Annotated in this window: 31 protein-coding genes and 1 pseudogene; 16 read left to right on the plus strand and 16 right to left on the minus strand. The window is 68.2% G+C overall.

Annotation, left to right across the window (positions count from 1 at the left end; translation table 11 throughout):
• The first annotated feature begins 2 nt into the window (after positions 1 to 2).
• Together QMK28_RS07220 and QMK28_RS07225 are read left to right on the plus strand one after the other, a co-directional pair.
• Positions 3 to 2,549 (plus strand): right-handed parallel beta-helix repeat-containing protein, encoded by a 2,547-nt coding sequence (locus QMK28_RS07220; protein ID WP_326436173.1) that lies wholly within the window; start codon positions 3 to 5, stop codon positions 2,547 to 2,549.
• Positions 2,549 to 2,830 (plus strand): hypothetical protein, encoded by a 282-nt coding sequence (locus QMK28_RS07225; protein WP_326436174.1) that lies wholly within the window; start codon positions 2,549 to 2,551, stop codon positions 2,828 to 2,830. Before QMK28_RS07220 ends, QMK28_RS07225 begins: the two co-directional genes overlap by 1 nt.
• A gap of 308 nt (positions 2,831 to 3,138) precedes the next feature.
• Here QMK28_RS07225 and QMK28_RS07230 read toward each other — a convergent pair whose 3' ends face one another.
• From QMK28_RS07230 to QMK28_RS07280, 11 genes are all read right to left on the minus strand, one after another.
• Positions 3,139 to 3,528, minus strand: coding sequence for a hypothetical protein (locus QMK28_RS07230; RefSeq protein WP_326436175.1), 390 nt, complete (start codon positions 3,526 to 3,528; stop codon positions 3,139 to 3,141).
• Entirely contained in the window at positions 3,525 to 3,890 is a 366-nt protein-coding gene (locus tag QMK28_RS07235) for a hypothetical protein (RefSeq protein ID WP_326436176.1), read from the minus strand. Before QMK28_RS07235 ends, QMK28_RS07230 begins: the two co-directional genes overlap by 4 nt.
• A gap of 3 nt (positions 3,891 to 3,893) precedes the next feature.
• Entirely contained in the window at positions 3,894 to 4,091 is a 198-nt protein-coding gene (locus QMK28_RS07240) for a hypothetical protein (RefSeq protein WP_326436177.1), read from the minus strand.
• A gap of 1 nt (position 4,092) precedes the next feature.
• Positions 4,093 to 4,731, minus strand: coding sequence for a hypothetical protein (locus tag QMK28_RS07245; RefSeq protein ID WP_326436178.1), 639 nt, complete (start codon positions 4,729 to 4,731; stop codon positions 4,093 to 4,095).
• Entirely contained in the window at positions 4,731 to 5,033 is a 303-nt protein-coding gene (locus QMK28_RS07250; protein WP_326436179.1) for a hypothetical protein, read from the minus strand. The genes QMK28_RS07245 and QMK28_RS07250 overlap by 1 nt, the downstream gene beginning before the upstream one ends.
• Complete coding sequence (locus tag QMK28_RS07255) at positions 5,033 to 5,212, minus strand: hypothetical protein (protein ID WP_326436180.1); 180 nt, start codon at positions 5,210 to 5,212, stop codon at positions 5,033 to 5,035. The genes QMK28_RS07250 and QMK28_RS07255 overlap by 1 nt, the downstream gene beginning before the upstream one ends.
• Positions 5,213 to 5,231: 19 nt before the next feature.
• On the minus strand, positions 5,232 to 5,438 hold the full coding sequence (locus tag QMK28_RS07260) for a hypothetical protein (protein ID WP_326436181.1): 207 nt from the start codon (positions 5,436 to 5,438) through the stop codon (positions 5,232 to 5,234).
• Positions 5,439 to 5,531: 93 nt separating this feature from the next.
• Positions 5,532 to 6,107: a hypothetical protein gene (locus tag QMK28_RS07265; RefSeq protein WP_326436182.1), complete on the minus strand. Its 576-nt coding sequence runs from the start codon at positions 6,105 to 6,107 to the stop codon at positions 5,532 to 5,534.
• Positions 6,104 to 6,301 carry a hypothetical protein gene (locus QMK28_RS07270; RefSeq protein WP_326436183.1) on the minus strand — a complete coding sequence of 66 codons (198 nt, stop codon included), beginning with the start codon at positions 6,299 to 6,301 and terminating at the stop codon, positions 6,104 to 6,106. Before QMK28_RS07270 ends, QMK28_RS07265 begins: the two co-directional genes overlap by 4 nt.
• Complete coding sequence (locus QMK28_RS07275) at positions 6,298 to 6,873, minus strand: hypothetical protein (protein ID WP_326436184.1); 576 nt, start codon at positions 6,871 to 6,873, stop codon at positions 6,298 to 6,300. Before QMK28_RS07275 ends, QMK28_RS07270 begins: the two co-directional genes overlap by 4 nt.
• Positions 6,870 to 7,202: a hypothetical protein gene (locus tag QMK28_RS07280; RefSeq protein ID WP_326436185.1), complete on the minus strand. Its 333-nt coding sequence runs from the start codon at positions 7,200 to 7,202 to the stop codon at positions 6,870 to 6,872. Before QMK28_RS07280 ends, QMK28_RS07275 begins: the two co-directional genes overlap by 4 nt.
• A 180-nt stretch (positions 7,203 to 7,382) precedes the next feature.
• Here QMK28_RS07280 and QMK28_RS07285 point away from each other — a divergent pair, with 180 nt between their 5' ends.
• From QMK28_RS07285 to QMK28_RS07305, 6 genes are read left to right on the plus strand one after another with little or no spacing between them, the layout of a single operon-like run.
• Positions 7,383 to 8,180: a peptidoglycan-binding protein gene (locus QMK28_RS07285; RefSeq protein ID WP_326436186.1), complete on the plus strand. Its 798-nt coding sequence runs from the start codon at positions 7,383 to 7,385 to the stop codon at positions 8,178 to 8,180.
• Between the two features lie 55 nt (positions 8,181 to 8,235).
• A complete protein-coding gene (locus QMK28_RS07290; protein WP_326436187.1) occupies positions 8,236 to 8,601 on the plus strand; it encodes a hypothetical protein in 366 nt (121 codons plus the stop codon).
• Positions 8,602 to 8,631: 30 nt separating this feature from the next.
• Positions 8,632 to 8,943 (plus strand): hypothetical protein, encoded by a 312-nt coding sequence (locus QMK28_RS07295; RefSeq protein ID WP_326436188.1) that lies wholly within the window; start codon positions 8,632 to 8,634, stop codon positions 8,941 to 8,943.
• Positions 8,912 to 9,142, plus strand: a complete 231-nt coding sequence (locus QMK28_RS34210) for a DUF7620 family protein (protein ID WP_443050566.1) — start codon at positions 8,912 to 8,914, stop codon at positions 9,140 to 9,142. The genes QMK28_RS07295 and QMK28_RS34210 overlap by 32 nt, the downstream gene beginning before the upstream one ends.
• Entirely contained in the window at positions 9,139 to 9,486 is a 348-nt protein-coding gene (locus tag QMK28_RS07300; RefSeq protein WP_326436189.1) for a putative phage holin, read from the plus strand. Before QMK28_RS34210 ends, QMK28_RS07300 begins: the two co-directional genes overlap by 4 nt.
• Position 9,487: 1 nt before the next feature.
• Positions 9,488 to 11,743, plus strand: coding sequence for a glycerophosphodiester phosphodiesterase family protein (locus QMK28_RS07305; protein WP_326436190.1), 2,256 nt, complete (start codon positions 9,488 to 9,490; stop codon positions 11,741 to 11,743).
• A 166-nt stretch (positions 11,744 to 11,909) separates the two neighbouring features.
• Here the strand turns inward: QMK28_RS07305 and QMK28_RS07310 are convergent, their stop codons facing one another.
• The 3 genes from QMK28_RS07310 to QMK28_RS07320 all read right to left on the minus strand — a co-directional run bounded on the left by QMK28_RS07310 (position 11,910) and on the right by QMK28_RS07320 (position 13,196).
• Positions 11,910 to 12,521, minus strand: a complete 612-nt coding sequence (locus QMK28_RS07310) for a hypothetical protein (RefSeq protein ID WP_326436191.1) — start codon at positions 12,519 to 12,521, stop codon at positions 11,910 to 11,912.
• Positions 12,522 to 12,588: 67 nt separating this feature from the next.
• Complete coding sequence (locus tag QMK28_RS07315; RefSeq protein WP_326436192.1) at positions 12,589 to 12,876, minus strand: hypothetical protein; 288 nt, start codon at positions 12,874 to 12,876, stop codon at positions 12,589 to 12,591.
• Positions 12,873 to 13,196, minus strand: coding sequence for a hypothetical protein (locus QMK28_RS07320; RefSeq protein WP_326436193.1), 324 nt, complete (start codon positions 13,194 to 13,196; stop codon positions 12,873 to 12,875). The genes QMK28_RS07315 and QMK28_RS07320 overlap by 4 nt, the downstream gene beginning before the upstream one ends.
• Before the next feature lie 134 nt (positions 13,197 to 13,330).
• On the opposite strand from QMK28_RS07320, the gene QMK28_RS07325 reads away from it, so the two are divergent.
• The 8 genes and pseudogenes from QMK28_RS07325 (at position 13,331) to QMK28_RS07355 (ending at position 18,378) form a co-directional block, all read left to right on the plus strand.
• The gene (locus QMK28_RS07325; RefSeq protein WP_326436194.1) at positions 13,331 to 13,747 is read left to right on the plus strand and encodes a hypothetical protein; all 417 of its coding nucleotides are present in this window, start codon (positions 13,331 to 13,333) and stop codon (positions 13,745 to 13,747) included.
• On the plus strand, positions 13,744 to 14,352 hold the full coding sequence (locus QMK28_RS07330; RefSeq protein ID WP_326436195.1) for a hypothetical protein: 609 nt from the start codon (positions 13,744 to 13,746) through the stop codon (positions 14,350 to 14,352). The genes QMK28_RS07325 and QMK28_RS07330 overlap by 4 nt, the downstream gene beginning before the upstream one ends.
• Positions 14,349 to 15,371 carry a tyrosine-type recombinase/integrase gene (locus QMK28_RS07335; RefSeq protein WP_326436196.1) on the plus strand — a complete coding sequence of 341 codons (1,023 nt, stop codon included), beginning with the start codon at positions 14,349 to 14,351 and terminating at the stop codon, positions 15,369 to 15,371. The genes QMK28_RS07330 and QMK28_RS07335 overlap by 4 nt, the downstream gene beginning before the upstream one ends.
• A gap of 128 nt (positions 15,372 to 15,499) precedes the next feature.
• A complete protein-coding gene (locus tag QMK28_RS34215; protein ID WP_443050570.1) occupies positions 15,500 to 15,916 on the plus strand; it encodes an endonuclease domain-containing protein in 417 nt (138 codons plus the stop codon).
• 107 nt (positions 15,917 to 16,023) lie between these two features.
• Positions 16,024 to 16,103 (plus strand): annotated as a pseudogene (locus QMK28_RS07340).
• A gap of 327 nt (positions 16,104 to 16,430) precedes the next feature.
• The gene (locus QMK28_RS07345; protein WP_326436197.1) at positions 16,431 to 17,660 is read left to right on the plus strand and encodes a helix-turn-helix domain-containing protein; all 1,230 of its coding nucleotides are present in this window, start codon (positions 16,431 to 16,433) and stop codon (positions 17,658 to 17,660) included.
• A 107-nt stretch (positions 17,661 to 17,767) separates the two neighbouring features.
• On the plus strand, positions 17,768 to 18,187 hold the full coding sequence (locus tag QMK28_RS07350; protein ID WP_326436198.1) for a bifunctional DNA primase/polymerase: 420 nt from the start codon (positions 17,768 to 17,770) through the stop codon (positions 18,185 to 18,187).
• Complete coding sequence (locus QMK28_RS07355) at positions 18,181 to 18,378, plus strand: hypothetical protein (RefSeq protein WP_326436199.1); 198 nt, start codon at positions 18,181 to 18,183, stop codon at positions 18,376 to 18,378. The genes QMK28_RS07350 and QMK28_RS07355 overlap by 7 nt, the downstream gene beginning before the upstream one ends.
• A 142-nt stretch (positions 18,379 to 18,520) precedes the next feature.
• Here QMK28_RS07355 and QMK28_RS07360 read toward each other — a convergent pair whose 3' ends face one another.
• On the minus strand, positions 18,521 to 19,168 hold the full coding sequence (locus tag QMK28_RS07360) for a GntR family transcriptional regulator (RefSeq protein WP_326436200.1): 648 nt from the start codon (positions 19,166 to 19,168) through the stop codon (positions 18,521 to 18,523).
• A 612-nt stretch (positions 19,169 to 19,780) separates the two neighbouring features.
• Positions 19,781 to 20,656, minus strand: a complete 876-nt coding sequence (locus QMK28_RS07365; protein ID WP_326436201.1) for an undecaprenyl-diphosphate phosphatase — start codon at positions 20,654 to 20,656, stop codon at positions 19,781 to 19,783.
• Positions 20,657 to 21,319: the final 663 nt, after the last annotated feature.

Consider the following 21,319-nt stretch of genomic DNA (forward strand, 5'->3'; position numbering starts at 1 on the left):
CTATGAGCCGTCACGCCTTCGGACTCTCGACCGCAGACATAGCCATGGAGCGCGTCGGCGACCAGCTGTACATCCGCCCCGGAGCCACCGGCACCGCATGGGACAGCCTCGTCGGCGGCAGCCCATACGGCGACCTCACCGACCTCGAATCCAACCCCACCAGCACCGTGACCGCCGACGCCAACGGATCGGTCGGCTTCTACGGCCCCGACAACATCAGCGTCGTGTACATCGACTTCGGCTACTCCACCCGCTACCTGATGGCCGCCACCGACCTCGGCTCCCAGATCGACACCCTCACCGCGGGCAAAGTCGACCGGGCCGGCGACACCATCGACGGTGACCTCACCGTGGCCGGCGGGGTCACGGTCAACGGCACGTTGGCGGCGACTGCGGACGCCACCGTCGCAGGCAACCTGACGGTGGCCGGCGTCCTGTCGGCCGAGTTCAACTTGTCGTCGATGGGCATTTATTCGGTCACCTCCTACGGGGCGACCGGCAACGGGGTGACGGATGACGCGCCGTCGATCCAGGGGGCGCTGGACGCGGTGCGGGATGCGAACGGCGGGCAGGTGCTGGTCCCGCCGGGGACGTACCGGCTGGCGACGCTGCCCCTGCGGATCTACAAGAAGACGCGGTTGACGTTGATGCCGGGTGCCACGATGCGCCGCGACGCGGACGTCACCGTCCTCACCAACGGTGATGCGGCGCAGGTGTTCGGGGGGTATACGGGCCACGGAGATCTGATCATCGAGGGTGGTCTGTGGGACATGCGGGGGACCGCTGTGGGCCTCACCGCGTCCCGGATGTGCATGAGTCTCGGGCACGGCTACAACATTCTGGTCCGGGACACGGAGATCCGGGACGTTCCCGGCTATCACGCGATCGAGGTCAACAGCAGCAAAGACGTCCGGGTCATCGGCTGCCGGTTCCGGGGCTACGTCGATCCGGGCGGGCGTGATTTCAGTGAGGCGATCCAGCCGGACCTCGCGAAGGGCAGCTCTTACTTCGGTGCGTTCGGCCCTTACGATCACACGCCGTGCGAAGACCTTCTGATCTCTGGCTGTTACTTCGGGCCGTCGGGGACGGTGGGGACGGTGGCGTGGCCGCGCGGCATCGGCTCCCACAGTGCGACGATCACCAAATGGCACCGGCGCGTCCGCGTCATCGGCTGCTCGTTCGAGGGCATGACCCAGTACGCGATGACCGCCTACAACTACGAAGACGTCACGTTCGAGGCCAACACCATCTCGGGGTGCGCGGCCGGGTTCCGGGCCCAACCGCCGGTCACCAGCGACCCCAACGACACCAAACTTCCGGATGGCACGCAGACCAGCGCCAGCCAGGCCGTCAAAAACTTCGCGATCACCGGCAACACGTTCAGGAACATCGGCTCACACGACGAGGCGATCATCCTCGACGGCGTCACCACCGGAAAGGTCATGAACGTGACCATCTCCGGCAACACCATCGACGGCGTCACCGCACCCGAGAACGGCATGCGCCTCATCCACGCCCAGCAGGTCACCGTAAACGGCAACGTCATCCGCACGGCGGGGAACACCGGGATCAGCCAGGACAACGTCGACGGCGTCGTCATCACCGGCAACCGCATCTACGCCCCTACCGGCTCCGGCATCAGCTGCGACACCGGCACCGGCGTCCTCATCTCCGACAACGTCGTCCAGAACGCCGGCGTCAACGGCATCCACGTCCTGGGCGGTTCGGACGTGCAGGTGCTGGACAACACGGTGCGCGGCGCGTCGCGGGCAGCGGCGGGTTCGTATGGCATCCGGGTGTCGTCGGGCGCCGACAAGGTCACCGTCGTCGGCAACAGCATCCGCAAGTTCGGGTCGGGCAACGAGGCGGCCTACGGACTGTCGATCACCAGCACGTGCACGGACGTCCGCCGCTGGGGCAACGACCTCGCGGACTCGGGCACGTCGGGCCCGCTGGATGACCAGTCGACGGGCGCGGACACATCCCCGTTCGATGACCGCGGCAGCATCGAGGACGCGATGCGTCCGGCGGGCCGCTACGAGACGACGAGCCGCCTGCGGTGTGGGGCGACGTCGGCGGCCATGGTGTCGGGCACCCTCTACCTGGTGCCGATCTGGCTCCCCAAGGGGGCCGTGGTCTCCAACATTTCGTTCATGAACGGGGCGACTGCGGCGGGCACGCCCACGAACTGGTGGTTCACGCTCCACAACTCGTCGCGGGTGGCGCTGGCCCGGACGGCGGACCAGACGACGGTCGCCTGGGCCGCGAACACCGTCAAGACGCTGGCGGTCGCGCAGACGACGGCGGGGACGGCATCCTCGTACACGACGACGTATACGGGCCTCCACTACCTCGGCGTCATGATCAAGGCGACGACGCTGCCCAACCTCGTCGGCGAAGGCTCCATGTCCACCGGCCCCGGCGCCGCGCCCGGTTTCGGCGACACGAGCACCGGTCAGTCGACGCCCCCGACGGTCACGGCCGGCGCGTTCACGGCCGGAGCGTTCGGTGGCAGTGTGGGTCTGTTGGCCTATGGATACACGGCCTGATGCCGATCCTGGTGAAGGTGGACTCGGTCGGCGGCGTTTTGGCTGCACTGCCTGCGTTCGACGGCTTGCGGGTGCAGGTATCGGCGCCGCCCGACACGGATACGTCGGGGGTTCCGCCGGGCGGGATGGTGGTGGGCTGGGTGCTGGTCACAGACGGTGACGTGGCGGGTGGGGCGCGGGTGGATCCGGTGTTTCTCGCGGACGGCCGGGCATGGACACCGGACCAGTACCGGGCCGCATTCGGGCAGACGCTCAACGTCCGAGTCGGGCGCGCACAGTAGGCGGGAAGCTGGCGAGGGCGCGCTCTGCGGACTCGCGGACGCGGCGGGCAGACTCGTGGGCGAGCGCCAGGGATGCGCGCGCCCGGTAGGCCGTGACCTCAGCGAGCCAGGCGCTCGCTGAGGCCTCACGCACGGAAGCCTGGTGTGGCGTCATGGTCGCCTAGCCGTCCAGATGGCGACGAGGAAGCAGCACCAGGCGGCGAGCACGCAGGCCGTCACCTGCGGATTCCGGTCGTTGAAAAAAGGGACCATCGCACAGGCGCCTACAGTCTTGACCAGAAGGATGACGAAACGCCGTACCCGGCCGGTCACGACGGCTCCCGCAGCTCGACTTCGAGCTCGAAGCGCAGTCGCCGGAGCCTCTCCCACGGCCAACACAGGCCAGACACCTTCTTCACCGCCGCGTCAACGAGTGGGTCGGTGGTCTGGTATCCGGCGGCGAGCAGGCGCAGCCAGTCCCGGTCAATCCACTGCGGGCCGCCGTGACAGCATCGGAGCTTGGCGGGCTGATCGCGGGTGGCCGGACAGCCGACCTCGACGAGTGGGTACGAGTAGCGGCCGACGACGAGGTCGCATCCGGTGTGCCCGTCGATGCCTGCCGTGATCGCTTCCAGGGCGGGCTCGGGACGGTGGCCGTACTCACTCGCGATGATGGAGGGGTCGTGGGACAGGCAAAGGACGTGGTAGCTGCTGCTCACGAGGTGGTCTCCGATAGCGCAGTGAGGGTCTGCTCCCAGGATTCGAAGCGCAGCCCTCGGTCGTCGATGTAGACGGTGGCGGGCAGCTTCCGGTTGGTGACGAGGAGTCGGGCGCGGTCGTTCCAGAACTCGTGCGGCCGTGCGCCTTCCAGCTCCCAGGTGGCGGTGATCCCGAGCTTCTCGACAATCCACAGAGCCACCTTCTGCGGGTCGCGGCTGGTGTGGATGAACACGGCGTCCCGGCGCAGCAGTTCGTGGAGGGCATCCTGCGCGCCGGGGATCGGCTCGTCGTAGATGGTGCCGTCCTGCCAGCCCTTGCTGTAGGCGTGGATGACGCCGTCGAAGTCGACTGCGATGGTCATTCTCTACTCCTCGGGGCTGCGTTCGGTGCTGCTACTGGGGGACCAGCCCGCGAATCCGGCGCGCCTGTCAGCTGGGCCGCTGGCGACGGCGACTGCGTACAGCCGGACGGCCGCCTCTTCGGCACGGCCGAGGGGGTCGTCGCTGCTGCCGTTGATCTCGACGCTGATCTCACGGACGCCGTCGGACAGCTTTACCGTCACGTCAGGCATCGGGCTTGGTGGATTCGCCACGGAGCCGGTCCAGTTCGGCGCGCAGGCGGGCGATGTCGGTGCGCTCGTCGGCGCGGTTGATCGCGCTCACCAGGTCTGCCGTGGCTTCCTCGATGCTGTGATCGATCTGCGCCTGGAAGAGCGGCTGCCCGTCGGGTCCGACCGGTTGCCCGGTCTCGTATCCGTGACGCGCCCACGTGCGGGCTTCGTCGCGGTCGGCTTCCGTCTGCTCGGCCCGCTTGATGAGCTCGCGGATGTTGGCGTGCTTGCCTCGGATGGCGGCTAGCGCCGCGCTGTGCAGCTGTCCGGAGGCGAGGCCGAGTTCCGCGTGCAGTTCGTCCCGCTCCTTGGCCGTCCGCTGCGCCTCGTCGCTGTTCGGGAACTCTCCGGCGCGCAGCAGCGGTTCCGTCTGCACGAAGGTCTCGTTGGCGGGGATGTCGACGGTCTCGGGGGTGACGATGACCCCTCGGGCGCCGATCCTTTCGGCGATGCCGTCGAACTCATTGACTGGCTCGGGCTGGTCGAGGCCGGTGATGTAGCGGCGCGGCTCGCACTGGTCGACGACGAGCACGAATGGCGGCCGGTCGTCTTCGGTGCCTTCGGGGAGTTCGAGGATCTGCAGGCGGGCCATCAGCCGGTCACCGGCTCGTAGGTGACGGCAAAGATGTCAGGTTTGCAGGGGTAGAACTCGTTCTGTACGCCTCGGAGGATCCAGTCGTCGAGGTCGGCCCGCATGGTTCCTTCGAGTGTGCGGATGCTGATGGAGTGCGGTGTGTCGCCGTCGTTCTCTGCGCAGCGGTCGGGGTTCGAGCAGGTGTAGCTCGCGCTCGCCCCGTGGCCGAGTATCCAGTCGATGATGCGGGTGGCGCCGTCGGCGGTGCCGTCCCACTGCACGGCTTCGATCTCGACGGGCTTCTTGCGGTAGCGGTCCATCAGTCGTCCACCTGCCCGTCGTCTTGACGGACGATGCTGCGGACGTTGACGGCCGGGATGTACGCGGCTGCGGAGCCATCTCCGACCCAGGCGATGTACTGGCTGCCGGAGGGTTCGAGGTTGGCGGCGGTCACGGTCTCCGACTCGCCGTCGAGGTAACTGATCAAGTAGCGGGCCATGGCGCGGGCTCCTGGTGGTCTAGCTTGCGGGCGGCGTGTAGGTGATGCAGTCGGTGGCGTCGGTGCGGGCGAGCGCTACGAGGCCTTCGCTGGTGGTGCGGAACTCGACCCAGGCGCCGACGGGTTCGATCCAGTCGGCGCGGATTGTTTGGGTGTCGCCGTCGGCGAAGTCGACCGTCCATGATCCGCCGGGTTCCGGGCGCGCTGCTTCGATCGGTACAGCCATGGGCGCGGGCTCCTGTGGTCGGGTTACGGCTTCCAGTGCGGGCCGCGTAGCGCTTCGGGCACGTCGCTGGTGGTGATGTGTCTGCTGTCGTGCTCATCCGGGCGTGCTCCCGTCCCGTTCGGCGAGCCAGCGGCGCACGAATTGGTTGTGGCGGGCGTCGGCCAACGCGTTGTGCTCGCCGTCCATCTGTGCGGGCAGAGCGTCCCAGGCGAGGCCGAGGCGGGCGCGTTCCTGCTGGATGTCGTTGGTGTACATCGGCACGCCCTCGGGGAGGTCGGCCATCAGTCCCCAGAGCCAGCAGAGCCGGACGTGGTCGTAGGCCCCGTAGTTCGCCCACAGTTCGGGGCTGTCGGTGGCGAGGATGAAGTCGCGGACTTCGTCGGCGATCCGCTGCCGACGCTTCACGTTGGGGTCTGCGTAGTGGAACAGCCAGCGCTTCGGCATGTGTATCAGGGCGTCGCCGTGCCCCTTCGGCAGTGACGGAACGACGTTGTCCATCAGCCAGCGGTGCTTGCGGATGCGCCGCACGGGCATGTCGCGGTTGACGGCGTAGTACTCGCGGCCGTCGTCGGCGACGAGCGCGATGCTGATCAGCTCGATCGTGTAGCGCTTCTTCCGCCAGCCGTGCCGGTACTCGATGAACTCAAGGTCATAGTCGATGCCGCTCATGGCTTGTGTCCCTGCTTCTCGTGCTGCTCGGCTTCTGCGATGAGGTCGGCGATGGATGGGCTGTACCCGTTTTCCCACCATCGGACATCAGATGGAGCGCCGTGTTCCCCGCAGATCTCGCAGGTGAGGGCGACAATGGGCGCATCTGAGGATGGCTCGTCGGCGGTGACCCTGTAGTCGGCGAGGTTGATCACGCGGCGTCCCGGTGCGGAAAGTCCTTCACCTTGAGCTTCGCCATCCGGCCGTCGGGGTGATGCCAGACGACGCCCTCGTAGGGGCGGGCCTGGAGCCATTCGCGGAGCCCGTCGTAGTCGCGGGGCGCGGTCGCGAAGTCCTCCCGGACGGACAGTTGGGACCATCCGTGCGGCATGAGGATGTGGCACCGGTAGTCGTCCGGATCGCGGTTGATCTTCGGGCCGAGCAGCTCGAAGGTCCCCGCGCCTTCAACGCCGCCACAGTTGACGAGGGCCTCGGCGTGGAACTTCGCGAAGGACGACTGCCCGATGGGCTCCCACCCGACGGTCCTGCCCGTCTCCCCATCGGTGCTGACGACCCTGTAGTTCGGCGGCGGCATCTTGCCGGGCTTGACCTCACGGCGGGCCCACCACTCCCCAGCCGCGTCGAGCATCACGCACACACCGTCATACTTCCGGGTCGCGACGCCCTCCCCAGCGAGGACCCATTCACAGCCGGGCGTCACAGCACGGGTGACGATGGCGGGACGGCCGTCGAAGTCACGGACGAATACGGTCGGGATCTTCTTCACGGCTGCTCCCCGTTGAGGATGTCGCGCCAGTGGTTGAGGGTGGCGGCGTCGACGTGCCCGCTCTGGACGCGCTTCTGGCCGGGGTGCGTCTCGGTGCGGAACTGGTCGAGGACTTCGCCGAGCGCGACGTGGAGCCGGCCCCGGTCGGCCTGGAGCCGCGCGTGGGTGGTGTCCTGTGGCTGGTCGGTGCCGAGGGCCCACCGCGCCCGCTCGACTATCGCGCGCAAGTCCGCGTTGTCCGCCCGTAGTTGATCCACCAGGGACAAGGCGGGCGGCTGCTCCGGCTGAGCGCCGTTCGGCTGGCGGGCGTGATCTACGAGGTTGCTCATGCGGGTCTCCGGTGCGGGTGTGCGGGTTGGTCGGCGGGCCCAGACCCGCACGGCAGGGCCCGCCGCGGGTCGGACCGTGAAGAGGACCCACCGCCGAGACTACCCGTTACCTGTGATTCGTAGGTAACGGCTGGGGTTAAAGCTACGATTCGTAGGTAGACCCTCGGTAGGGAGACCCGCATGGCCAAAAAGCTCGTCACCAGAACCACACTCGGCTGGCCCGCCTCAGCCGCGCCGCTGCAGAAGACCACACGCGGCGTCAAAGTCCACTACGAAGGCAGCCCCGTCTCCACGAAACTCCTCACAGACCACGGCGCGTGCCTCGCCGAGTGGAAAGCCATCCGCAAATCGCACCTCGCCAACACCGCCGAGGGCTACTCAGACATCGCCTACAACTACGGCGCCTGCCCCCACGGCTACCTCCTCGAAGGACGCGGCATCGGCAAGCGCACCGGAGCCAACGGCAACCAAGACCTCAACCGCGCCCACTACGCGATCGTCGGACTCGTCGGCAGCAGCGGCCTCACCGACCCCACCGACGCGATGCTCAACGCCATCCGCGACGGCATCGACCTCCTCCGCAACAACGGCGCAGGAAACGAGATCAAAGGCCACCGCGATGGCTACGCCACCGCATGCCCCGGCGGACCCCTCTACGCCTGGGTCCAGCAGGGCGCACCCCGCCCCGGCGGAACCCCCACGCCGACGCCGGCCTGTGAGCCGTTCCCCGGCGCGACGTTCTTCATGAACGGCAGCAAGCCCGCCCTCGGCAAGTCCTCGAAGATCTTCACCGCGATGGGTCGACGCCTCGTCTCCGTGGGCTGCGGAAAGTACCACGTCGGCCCCGGCCCCACCCTCGGCACAGCAGACGTCGCCAGCTACGAGGCGTGGCAGCGCAAGTGCGGCCACACCGGCACCGCAGCCAAATGGCCGCCCGGCAAAACCACTTGGGACAAGCTCCGCATCCCCAACGTCTGACCGCCCCGAACCCCACACGACCTGCAAGCTTCCCGCCACAGAAACGGAACCCGTCATGCGCCTGAGAATCTTCGGCCGCGAGCCTGCCATCTTCCTCGGCGTCGCCAGCGCCGCACTCAGCCTCATCGTCACGTTCAACGTCGGCCTGTCCTCCGAGCAGGCGGGCGCGCTCGTCGCCGTCATCGGTGCCGTGTTCGCCGCCCTCACCGCCGCGATCACCCGGCCGATCGCCCCGAGCGCCTTCACCGGCCTCGTCACCGTCGTCGTCGCACTCCTCGCCGCGTTCCACTTCGACGTCGCGCCCGAGACCGTGGGCTCCCTCAACGCCCTGGTCGTAGCGATGCTCGTCTTCCTCACCCGCGGTCAGGTGACGCCCGAACCCATCCCCAGCGCCAAGACTCCGGCTCCGACGGACGCCTGATCGAGACCGAGAGTCATCCGGAGGCGGCCCGTGACTGAGCTGATGGGCATCAACATCGTCCAGGGCGGTTCTGCCGCGCTGCTCGCCCTCGCCGTCGTCTGGGTCCTCAGTGGCCGCCTCCTACCCCGGCGTACTTACGACGACCTCCGAGCCGAACGCGACACGTGGCGCGACGCCCACACCGCGTCGGAAGCAGCCCGCCGGCTCGAACGGGAGCAAGTCTCCGAGCTACTGGAGCTGTCGAAAACCGCTGGCCACGTCCTCACGTCCCTGCCCCGCCCCGGCCCCACCCGGGAGGAGGTGACGCCCGATGCCGATCTGGATCAAGCGCCTGCTCCGTAAGCACGTCCGCCCCCCACGCGGCAGGTCGCCGGGTCAGCAGGCCGCGTCGTCCGCGCTCGTCCGCGCCGAGGCTGCCCAGGTGGCCGCCGAGTTGCGGGGCCCCGAGGTCACCGCTGCCGCCCAGCAGATCAGGGTGGCCCGCGAGCGAAACCATTTCGCGGAATTGTTCCAAACGTTGCTGGAGGGGAGAGGGCGATGACGTCTGCCGAGTTGGCCAACGCGTTCGTGTCGGGTGTCGTCGTCGTGTGCACCGCCACATTCATGATCACGTACCACCTGCGGGCACCGTGGCGGTCCACGGTCATCGGCTGGTACCTAATGACCTTCGCGGCGTCCATCGGCATGCTCTGCCTCTACACCGTCCTCATCACCGCATGGGGCCTCGACGGCCTGCCAGCGACGATCCTCCGCTTCATCCGCACAGCGCTCCTCCTCGCCGTCGGCGTCGTCATGATCCAGTGCACCCGCATGGTCATCACCGCCCAACGAGTCCGCGACGCAGCGCCGGACGAACCGCCCGCCCAGCACGACTCGGGAGCCTGACATGCCGCTGCCCGCCGGGATCCCCACATTCACCCTCGTCGGTGAGTACCCGCCCCTCTCACCCGACGGGACCGAACGGGAAGGCACGCTGCGGTTCACACCGATCCCCGCCGTCCTCGCATCGAGCAGCCTCGGCGTCGTCCTCGTCGGCAGCGAAAACGTCACCCTGGACGAATTCGGCGCGTTCGCCAAGCAGTTGGTGGCCAACGACGCCGCCGACGAACCGTTCCTGTGGCGCGTCGACGAAGACATCTCCGGCCAGCCACCCCGCAGTTTCAACATCAGCGTCCCCGCTGCGGCCGGCACCGTCACCCTCGCCAGCCTCCCCATCTACGAGACGCTCCCCGACGACTACGTCGTCATCCCCGGCATGGCCGGACCCCCCGGCGCGCCAGGCATCCAAGGCACACCAGGGGTCGCAGGACAGGCGGGCGCCCAGGGCGAAGCCGGCGCATCCGCCTACCACCTCGCAGTCCAGGAGGGCTACGGCGGCACCGAAGCCCAGTGGCTAGTGTCCCTACGGGGGCCAGCCGGAGCGGACGGGACGGCGGGCGCTGCCGGAGCCCCCGGAATCAAGGGCGACACCGGCACCGCCGGACCGCAAGGAACGACCGGGACGGCCGGAGCCGTCGGCGAAACCGGAGCCGCAGGACCCCCAGGCATCGCAGGCCCCGCTGGGGCAGCGGGCCCGACAGGTACGGCCGGAGCCCAAGGCCCCCAAGGACCCATCGGAGCAACCGGACCACAGGGCACAACCGGCGCGACGGGGAGCACCGGCCCCACCGGAGCAGCAGGCCCGGCAGGATCAACGGGAGCGACAGGACCAACGGGAACCACTGGCCCGACCGGAGCAACTGGCCCCACAGGAGCAACCGGGCCAACCGGCGCCCAGGGACTCCCCGCCCCCGGCTACGTGGCGACCGTCGCCGACCTGATCGCGGCGACCCCGTTCTACATCGCACACCGGGGCTCCGGTGCCGAGCTGGGACCGGAGCACACGATGCCCGCCTACGACGCGGCCGTCGCCGCCGGGGCGAAGGCGATCGAAGTCAGCGTCCAGGCGACCGCCGACGGCGTCCCGGTCTGCATCCACGACGGGACGCTGACCCGGACGACGAACATCACCACCGGCGTCGTCACCGTCGCGGACTGGACGTACTCGGCGCTGCGTCAGAAGGTCCGCGCCTCAGCGAAGCCCCTGCTCGGCGCAGGGTGGGAAGACCCGCCCCTGTGCACCCTGCGGGAAGTCCTCGACAAATACCTCGGCAAGGTCACGATCTTCCTTGAGGCCAAGGGCAATTCGGCCGTCCCGATCGTCCAGGCCATGCTCCTCGCCTCCTACCCGGAGGCCCCGCGCAGCGTCGTCTGGAAGGCGTACTACACCGGCAACACGTTCGCCTGGGCCAAAGCCAACGGCTTCCAGACCTGGGGTTATGTAGATGCGGGGACGACGGACGCGCAGATGGACGCGGTGGCCGCCAACATCGACATGTGGGGCGTGCCGCACACCATGTCGGACGCGCGGATCTCTGCCGTCATCGCGCGCGGCAAGCCCGTCATCTGCTGGGAAGTCCACCGCCGCTCCGAGCGAGACCACCTCTCCAGCCTCGGCGTCCGCGGCATGATGTGCTCCGAGCTCGTCCACGTCCGCCGCACCACGCCGCTGCTCACCCGCGACGCATTCGCCACACAGGTCCGCAGCCCCGGCGACATGGGCACCGTCAACTACGACGCCGCCACAGCCCTCCAGTACGACGGGACGGGCTGGGCGTACCTGAACGTCACCCCCAACGCATCGGCCGACCTCGCCTCGCTGGGGCCAGTGACGGCCACGACGTACACGATCTACTGGTCGATGAAATTCGGAGCGCTGCCCGGATCCACCGAGCACTCCGGCATCGCGCTCTGCAAGACAGCCGACGACATCTACAAATTCGCCACGGCCAACCCCACCGGCGGCTACCACATCGCGATCCGCGGCAACGGCGACCTCCAGATCTACACGCACACCACCGGCGTCACCGCAGGCACCCAGCTCGGCACCATCGCCAGCGCCACGCCCGTCGCCGGCGCGACGATGACCTTCGAGACCACAGTGACGCCGACACAAGTCATCCTCCGCCGCACCGACGTGACCCCCAACGTGGTCCTCACCGTGACCAACTCGCTCTACCGCGGCGGCTACATGGCCCTGTCCACCGGGTCCGTCACATCGCTGACCAACAAGGCGTACTGGCGGGACGTCCTCATCCCGTGACCGGGGCCATAGTCGATGCCTCCCCTGTAGATGCGCCCGCGCATCGATGTGTGGGCGGCGCGCATGGAGGGCCACCATTCCATCCAGGCGCGGCCGTTGGCGGGTCCGTCCTCTTCCTTCACCGGGTCCCAGATGCCGTAGTAGATCGTCTTCGGGATGCTCATGGTCATGCTCCTGCCTGTTCGGTTGCGGCGGCTTCGCAGGCGGCCGTGATGACGCGCGCGGGGACGCCGCTGTCGAAGGCGACGCTGTAGTCCTGGCCGGGCCCGACGACGCCGGAGTCGAGGCAGTCGTTGGCCTCGGTCCAGAGTGCTCCGTTCTTGATCAGAGCGCCTTCAGAGTTCTCGGTCCAGCCCTGTGCGGTGAGCACGTCCCGGACGTCGTCCCGGTAGCCGATCTCCTCGTCGTTGCTCGTGGTCCAGGTGGCGACGAGGGCTGCGATGTCATCCGCGCAGGGCTTGCAGGTGGGTTCGGTGACGCCGAGGCGGGTCTCGTGGAGCTGCTCGCGGTCGACGTACCGGCAGCAGCGCAGGCAGAGGATCTGTCCGAGCTGCGGGGGCTGACTGTGCAGCCGGTAGCCGGTTCGCCGGGGGATCCCGTTGCGGGTTTGCCCCGTCTCGTGCAGGGACGACAGTTTGATCCAGCGCAGCCGGTACCGCGCGTGAAGGCTGCTCGGGTCGGTGACCAGGGCGCGGCCCTCGTAGATCCGGTCGACACGCAGGTGGGTGGGCTGGCGTGGGTTGCAGGCGATGTAGATCTGACCCGCCCTGACGGCCATGGCCATGCTCCTCACTGCTCGGTGGTGCGGCGGACCCACTCGCGGGAACGGTGGGGTGGGGGAGGGCTCAGTGCCCGGTCTTCTTCTGATGGTTGCGGATGCTGGCGGGTGCTCCGACGTAGTCGCAGTCGGAACACTTCTCCCACGCACCCGATTCGACGGCGGCTGCGGTGACGGAGTTGGCGGGGCCGAAGTCGTGGTCGTGGAGGAGGCGGGGGACGGACGCGCCGTAGCGGACGGCCATGAGGGCGGCTTCGGCGACCTTGTCGTGGCCCTGGGCGAAGAACCGGCCGATGCCGACCTCCTTGCCGCAGCCACACCAGCAGGTACCGGTGGGGATGAGACGGTCGGTCACTTCGAACGTTCCAGCAGTAGTACGCCGATTGCGGCGACAGCGCCGGCGACGGCCTCGTTGTACGCCTCTGGGGTACCGGGGGCGTCCGTCAGGTACTCGCCACGCGCGGCCTCGATCGCCTCGGCGAGAGTGTCGGTGCGAGGGGCCCATCCGGCGGCGCGCAGCGCGGCAACGTAGTCACGGCGGCACCGCTCACAGTCGGGGCAGTTGTGGTCGCCGGGCTCATCGCCGCAGACTCCGCACATGGCACCCTCGTTACTGAGTACCTGCACGGCCAACTCGTCGGCCGGGGTCGCTGCTTGCTTCTCGGTTGTCATCATGAACTCAAGGTAGCAAGCCAAGAGGCGAAGTCAAGACTTACAGTCAAGGCCATGCCCGACGTGAAGCTCACTCAGGGAACGGCCCACCCTTGATAACATGCGATATCGCGGGCGCAAAAACGGTACAATTAGCTATGGCTGACAACCCGCATGACGAACTGTCCGGTCGGCGCTCCAAGCGCCAAAGAGTGGGTACGCGCCGTGCAAGCAACGGCGCCTCGCTCCCCTCAAGCAAAGATGATCTACCCGGGTGGATCACCTTCTTCTTCATCCCCGCGAACGCCTGCGAGGCGTGCTCCCGGCACTGGCACCACAAGTGCGCGGGTGTAGACGTCCTCCTCGATCCCTCTCCGGACTGCCCCTGCGACTGCGGCGACCGCAAGGATCCGATGCGGCTGAGCCCTGAAGGCTGGGCCGACCTCGCGCTTCACGCACCTGATCATGTTTGGATTGCCGCCATGTTCGAGCGCCAGCGCGCGGCAGGCATCCATGCCTGCGCGGTGGACGACCAAGAACGGCACCGCCCGGCCCGCTGGGAGGGGCGACGATGAGTAAGCACTACGGACCGCGCGTTCCTCAGAACCTCCCGCTTGTTTGTACCTGTGCGCATGTGCGTTCGGAGCACGACGACGTGTGCTCCGGACGCGACTCCTACGGCTTGGCCTGCGAATGCCTCAGCTTCGAGATCGACCGCTACTGGAGCGGCCTCGACAGCGAGCGAACGCCCCCCCGTCCCGAAGCTGTTGCTGCCGCCGACTGGTGGGCGCTCCAACTTGCACAGCCACCCGTCCACGGGATCGGAGCCCAAGAGCAGTCGGACTTCGCGAACGCTGCGACTGCTGTCAGCCGCAAGCCGAAGACGCCCGAGCAGATCGACGACTTCCGCGTCGCACTCGCCGAAATGATCGAGCGGAAGCTGAGTAAGCGACCGGAAGACTGGCGACCGGACAATCCGTCGTGGGCCAGTGCCTTCCGCACGATCGCTGGTGACTACCGGCCCGCTCAGGAACTGGAGACTGCCGCCGAGCAGGCCGGGTTCCAGCTCAAGATGTTCGACGTGCCTATGAAGACTGTCATGTGGATCAACCCTGGGATCGTCAGAGTCGCAGTCGGCCATGGCGGCATCGACGAGGTTGTGTGGCAGGAGGCCCAGTGACCGACGCCCTCGTCCCTCGTCAGTCGGACGCCGCCCCCGCCGCCTACGACCCGGCGACGCTCGCCGTCCTGGCCGCCATGGAAGAGGCAGCCGAGAAGCACCTCGACGCCATCCGCCCCCACAACACGAAGCGCGGCTACGCCAACGACTGGAAGCTGTGGGAAGAGTTCCACCAGTGGCTCGCCGAACGAACCGGGCACCCGCTCGCCCTGACCGATGTCACCAAAGGCACTCTCGTGGGCTTCGTCGTCTGGCTCGACACGATCAAGCTCGCCGCGCCAACATCGATCGACCGCAGGATCACCGGGGTCACCGTCACCGCCCGCCGCGAACACGGCGTCGAAGTCCCCAAGGAAGCAACCGTCGCAGCCCGCCAAGCCCTCAAACCGCTCAAAGCCGACGAAGACCGCATCGCTCGCGGACGCGGACAAGCCGCAGCCGCAACACCCCAACAACTCCAGCAGATGAGCGCCGCCGTACCCGAAGGACTCACCGGACTCCGCGACCGCGCCCTCTGGCTCATGGCCTTCGGCATCGCAGGACGCTCCGCCGAAGTCGCCGCCCTCCGCGTCGACGGCATCACCCTCCACAGCAAGGGCCTCAAGATCCGCGTCCCCGGTGTCAAAGGAAGGCCCGCCCGCGAGGTCGTCGTCATGTACGGCAAGAACCCCGACACCTGCCCCGTCCGCGCCTGGTCCACCTGGAAGGCAGCCGGCGGCATCACCGCCGGGGCCGCCTTCCGCGCCATCGACGTCTGGGGCAACATCGGCGACCGACACCTGTCCGCCGAAGCCGTCCGCGAGATCATCGCCCGGAACGCCGAACGCGCCGGAATCGCGGTGCGCCTGACGGGCCACAGCATGCGGGCCGGGTTCATCACCACCTCACGCGTCGCAGGCAAGCGCGAAGAGAAGATCCGCGCCCAGTCCGGCCACGCCGAGAACAGCCCCGCCTTCTGGGGATACATCCGCGAAGCCGACAAGTGGACCGACGCCGCATCCGAGGACATCGGCCTGTGACCACCCACCACGACGACATCCCCCGCTGCGATCGCCCCAAGGCCAATGGCAAGCCCTGCATGCGACGAGGCGGGCCCTGCTCGGAGCACACAACTCCCGAGGAGCAGCGCGCCAGCCTTGAGTGGGCCATGACGGAGGTGAGCCGCCAGCGCGATGCGGAGCGCGACTGGCTGGGCTCGACAACGACCAGGCGGCCCACGTTCGCAGAGGCAGAGGTGCTCGACCGGCAAGGCACCCCCTCATGCCACGCATGGGAAGCGCCGAGCGGAAGAGTTCCGCCTCATCTGTCCGCCGCGGCGGCTCTCCGGCTGTGGCAGGCGGGCGCGTGTGCCATGTGCAGCGCGATCCGCGGCCGACTGCTGGTCGACCACTGCCACAGGTCGGGCCTGATCCGAGGGCTGTTGTGCACCAACTGCAACACGGCCGAGGCGTTCTCCGACGCCCCGTCGTTTGCTGCGTACCGGGACCGCCCTCCGGCCGCGATGCTTCAGATGGCGGAGCAGTACGGGTCCCCATGGGACGGGTTCGGCGCCCCTAGCGCATAACCCATAGGACGTTATGCGCTAGCTGCTGCTCCAGAGGCACAAGCAGATCCACAACGCCCGGCGTTGTGGATCTGCCCGCTGTCAGCTCCGGGTGGGACACTGGCGGTGCCGGGATGGCGCAGACAGGTAGACGCACACATCGGGTCGAGTGTCCGTGATGGTGCCGGTTCGAATCCGGCTCCCGGCCCTACTTCACGCCGTCGAGCAGGCCGGGCACAGGGCCGCGGCAGCCGACCACGCCGCCAGCAGACGCGCGTACTCCGCACGGTCCTCCGCCGACCACGCCAGCCCACGCCGCGACCGGACGAACGCCCGGATCTGCACGTTCACCTCAGCGGCAGACGGACCCGCAGCAAGACGCGGGAGGACAGGGGGCATGCGTCACATGGTATCTGCGGGCGGTGACAAGCGGCAGATGCAAGCCGCCAGTTACATACCGTTCGCCTGCGCCGCTGTCCCGATTCGGGCCGGCGGTCATACGCTGGCCCTCCGAACCGCCACAGCTGGGGGCAGCATGAGCAGCACGCACCACGTCGGCATGCGAATCCGCGAGTACCGCAAGGTCAGGCAGCTATCCGTCCGCCAGCTAGCGGGCAAACTGGCGATCAGCGTCAGCCTCCTCGAAAAGATCGAAGCCGGTGACCGCAACCCCACGCCCGGCCTCATCGCGCAAATCGCCCGCACCCTCAAGATCGGCCCAGATCGCCTCACCGGCCAGCCCTACATGAACGGCACCGAGTCCGAGGAGCAGGTCCAAGCCGTCATCCCCGAGCTGCGGCGGATACTCCTCACCTACGACAACCCCGACGACCTCCTCACCAACCCCCGCCCCCTCCCCGTCCTCGCCGCCGAAATGGACCACGTCACCCAGATGCGGCAGGACGGCCGCTACGTCCCCATGGGCCCGCTCCTCCCCGGCCTGCTCACCGAGCTGACGCACGTCGCCCTCGACAGTCGGGGACGGGAGCAGCAGCAAGCGTTCTGGTGGCTTTCCCGCGGCTACCGCGCCACGAACTCCCTCGCCCACAAGCTCGGCTACCACGACCTGAGCCTCACCGCGATCGAGCGAGTCCGCTGGGCAGCGGACCGCTCGGGCGACTCCCTCATGCAGGTCACCAGCGCGTACCTCAAGGCCGGCGCGATGGTCCGCATGGGTGCCTACGCTTCCGCCCGCCGAGTCCTTGAAGGGCTCTCTGACGAGGTGGATCGCCTCGCCCCGGAGGCGTCGCTCAACGAGGAGCAGATGGCCGTCCAGGGCGCGATCCTCCTGAAACTCGCCATCCTGGAAGCCCGCGACGGACAGCCCGCCCGCGCCGAGCACCGCCTGGCTGAGGCCCGTACCGCGGCGGCGTTCCTGCGCGGCGACACCACCCACTACGAGATGTCGTTCGGGCCGACCAACGTCCGTATCCACCAGGTCGCCGCGCTCATCGACTCCGGCGACACCGAGCAAGCCCTCGCCCGACTCCGCGAGTGGGGCCAGGAGCAGGACCGCGACGAGTGGGAACTCCCCGACGGCATCGCAGCCGAACGCACCTCCCACCACCACATCGACGTCGCCGCAGCCCGCCTCATCGAGGGCGACCGACACGGCGCGCACCACGAGCTCGCCGAAGCCCGCCGCATCAGCCCCAACCACGCCCGCTCCCACCCCACCCTGCGAGCCACCGCAGCGACACTCGTCCGCCTCGACCGAGGCCAGGACGACTCCGTCGCCGGATTCGCACGCTGGGCAGGGATGTGACGGAACGTCAAGCCGTAAGGCGAAAAATCATCCCCACAAACTGTGGGTAAACGCCCCCTTGCGATACGACACGATCCCCTCACTGATCACAATGAGGGGATCGCGTCATGCCCACCACCGAAGCCGCCCGCACCTGGCTCGCCAAAGCCGACCCCGACCGAGAACACGCCCGCACCTGGTTCGCCAACGCCGGCGTCGCGCTCCTCCCCGTCGGCAGGATCTGGGACGCCGTCCGCATCGACGGCCAACTCGCCACCCGCATCCTCCAAGCAGGCATCGACGGCCCCGTCATCCAAGACCACGGCTCCTACTACTACCTGGTACCCCTCGGGACGGCCACTACATGGACCGTGGCCGGCACTGCATGTCTCGGCGACAGCTGCTACATCGCAGTCCCCACACCAAGCCGCATCAGCGGGCAGGCCGTCCACTGGATGCAGCCCCCGGACGGCTCCGGCGCCCTCGTCGACCCGGCCCGCCTCGCCGAACTCACCGACACCTACCGCGCGGAGGTCGGGCCATGCTGAGCTGCACCCACTGCGGCACGACGACGACGAACGTCCGGCTCATCTCCACCGTCGAGACGGCCAACGGCCCGGGCGGTGCGGTCGCCGCGTGCAGCCGACATCAGGACCTGTACCCCATGCCGCCCTCGGACGTTGAGTTGATAGACAGCATCCAGCGTGGGCTCGACGCCGAGCGGGCGCGGCGTGCGTGACGGCTGTGGCCTCGTGCACGCTGCGACGCTGGCCGTCCTGCTGTGGGTCACGCTCGCGCGAGGTGCCGTGACCGCGGGGGCCGTATACGAAGTCCAGGCATATGCCTGACGCATACACCGGTTCCGTGACACACTTTCAGATTCAACCAGTCACACAGCGCGGCGCATCAGACTCACCGAGATCGAACCTCAGCACCCACCGGTCCATCGGGAGGACCAGATCAGCCGTCTCCAGCACCCCGCCCTCCCTGTCCAGACGGGTCCGCACCACCCGGTACGCCAGCACCCCGACGGTCAGCCCCAGCGAATGAGCCTGGGACACGTCGAGCTCCATCACCCCCACCTCCACGAGGCGCCTGACGTGCCTGACGCGCCGGCCGCGCCACCACGACGAGACGAGCATCGCCGACCGGCCGCCGGGGTCCAGGCACTCCAGCGACTCGTGCTGCAGCACCGCGCCGGGTTTCACGCCGAGCCGGGCGGCCAGTTCGGGGGTGGCGCGCCGGGGGCGGGTGTCGGTCGTCTCGGAGGTGTGGGGCCAGTCGGCGTCCGGGTCGGTGAGCGCGCGCATGGCTGGAGGATGCGCTACGTACAGGCGCTGCCGCGGTTCTCCTTCGAGGAGTCCGCGGCGGCGGAGCAGGGTGACGGCGAGGCGGATCGTCTGTTCATGGACGTGGTATTCGGCGGCGAGGTCGACGCGGGAGGGGATCTGCTGGCCGGGCTGCCAGTGGCCGGCGTGGATGCGGCGGGTGAGGTCGGCTGCGATGCGACGGTGTCGCGCCTCCGCCATCCCGACCCCTCGATGATCATGCTTCGTGAGGGTTCAGGCTAGAAATCTGGCGGTCTGCTGGATATATCCAGCCGAGGCTGGAGGCTGTGAATCGCCTCCAGCGAATGCGAAAATGGTTGAAGGTGCAAAGAGAGTTCTCGGCATCAACCCCCTGATCGGCCGTCCATCATCGGCAGCACCCCAGTAGTCGAGGGTGGGCGGTCTCCAGTTATTGACGGTAGCGCGTCAATTTCACTCGAACGAGTGAACCGTTTCTGCAACATCAGTGCAGCCCGCACTCGTTGAGCAGAAAGCCAGGCCCGGACCGCAGTCCCACCCCCCAAGGTGAACACCGCGATCCGGGCCTGGTCTGCGTCTGTCCACGTGGCTCCCGCTCCGACCTCAGGGGGTGGGCGTGGGAGACGAATGGGAGATGATCATGTCTAAGCCAGGACGCTCAGGACTAAGTGAGACTAGCTAGCGAGCTAACTGGCACGACCCGCGAGGCTTGGGTGAGCGGGGAATGGGCCGGAGGCGACCTTGGTCAACGAAGGTCGGCTCCGGCCCATCCTGAGCGCACGGCCCCCAGCGCAAGCAGCCATACGGCCCACAAAACACCAGGTCAGGCGTCGGTCAGCCCGCCGACTCGCCCGCGTGCGGGCTGAGGTGGCCGGTCGCGACGAGCGCGAACAGCACGATGCCGAGCAGGATCCGGTAGATCACGAACGGCATGAAGCTCTTGGTGGTGATGAACTTCATAAACCATGCGATAACGGCATATCCCACCACAAAAGCGATGATCGTGGCGAAGATCGTCGGCGGCCAGGACACATGGCCGCTCTCGCTCGCGTCCTTCAGCTCGAAGACGCCGGAGGCCAGCACGGCCGGGATCGCGAGCAGGAACGAGTAGCGGGCCGCGGACTCGCGGGTGTAGCCGAGCAGCAGGCCGCCGCTGATGGTCGCGCCGGAGCGGGAGACACCGGGGATCAGGGCCATCGCCTGGCAGAGGCCGAAGATCAGGCCGTCCTTGGTGCTGAGGTCCGTGAGGTTCTTGCGCTCCTTGATGGCGCGGTGCTTGCCGCCGGTCTCGTCGCGGGCGGCCATCCGGTCGGCGATGCCCAGCACGATGCCCATCACGATGAGCGTGGTGGCGATGAGTCGCAGGTCGCGGAACGGGCCTTCGATCTGGTCCTTGAAGGTCACCCCGAGCACACCGATCGGGATGGAGCCGATGATGACCAGCCAGCCCATCCGGGCGTCGTGGTCGCCGCGCATGTCCTTGTTGAACAGGGACCGGCTCCAGGCCGAGATGATCCGCGCGATGTCCTTGCGGAAGTAGATCAGCACGGCGGCCTCGGTGCCGATCTGGGTGATCGCGGTGAAGGCCGCCCCCGGGTCGTGCCAGCCGGCGAAAGCGGCGGTGAGGCGTAGGTGGGCACTGGAGGAGATGGGAAGGAACTCCGTCAGCCCCTGGACGAGTCCGAGGATGAATGATTCGAACCAAGACATGAGGCTGGTGCCATCCAAATAATGATCATGGCCTGACCGGCGGAAACGAAGGTCGGGCGGGCTTGCCGGGTTTCTGTGCGAAGTGCGTGCGCGGTCGTACGGAAGGGGCTGCGAGCGGCCTCGCGCCGCCCCGTCGCCGACGTACCTGGCGCGTCGTCAGCCGCTTGCTCCCTTGTTCGGGCTTGTTCGAGTGTGAGCCGAAAGTGATCATTCGCGGCGGAACGCAGCCTAGCGCCCCCGGGTGAACGGACTTCCTGAAGCCCCAGCTGTCACGGTCGGTGCCGGGGCGGAGTGACGGCTGGGCCGCCGCTGTCCTGGGCCTGGGCGCCGTGGGCCATCGCCGTCCCCGTCGCTGTCCCGGTCGCTGTCCCGGTCGCCGGAGAAGGTCAGGTGAGCGCCGGGTCCGCGGCGAGTCATCCGGAGTATCGTCACTCGCGTCGGGGCGGGCGAGCCGAGTGCCCGCGAGGGTGTCCGTCGATGCCCTCTGCTGTGAGCGCGGCCCTGACGCCGGCATCCGGTGGGCCCAGTCCGGCGGCCCCGGAGAGAGGCTCCCAGCCACCGCCCGCCACCCCGACGCCTCTATACCACAGCGGACCCGTCGAACCCGGGATTCGAGGGCCGCACCGCCGGGATCGGCCGAGTCGCCCGCCGGGAGATGCCCGC

The organism is Streptomyces sp. H27-D2, assembly GCF_035828615.1.
Classification (GTDB): domain Bacteria; phylum Actinomycetota; class Actinomycetes; order Streptomycetales; family Streptomycetaceae; genus Streptomyces.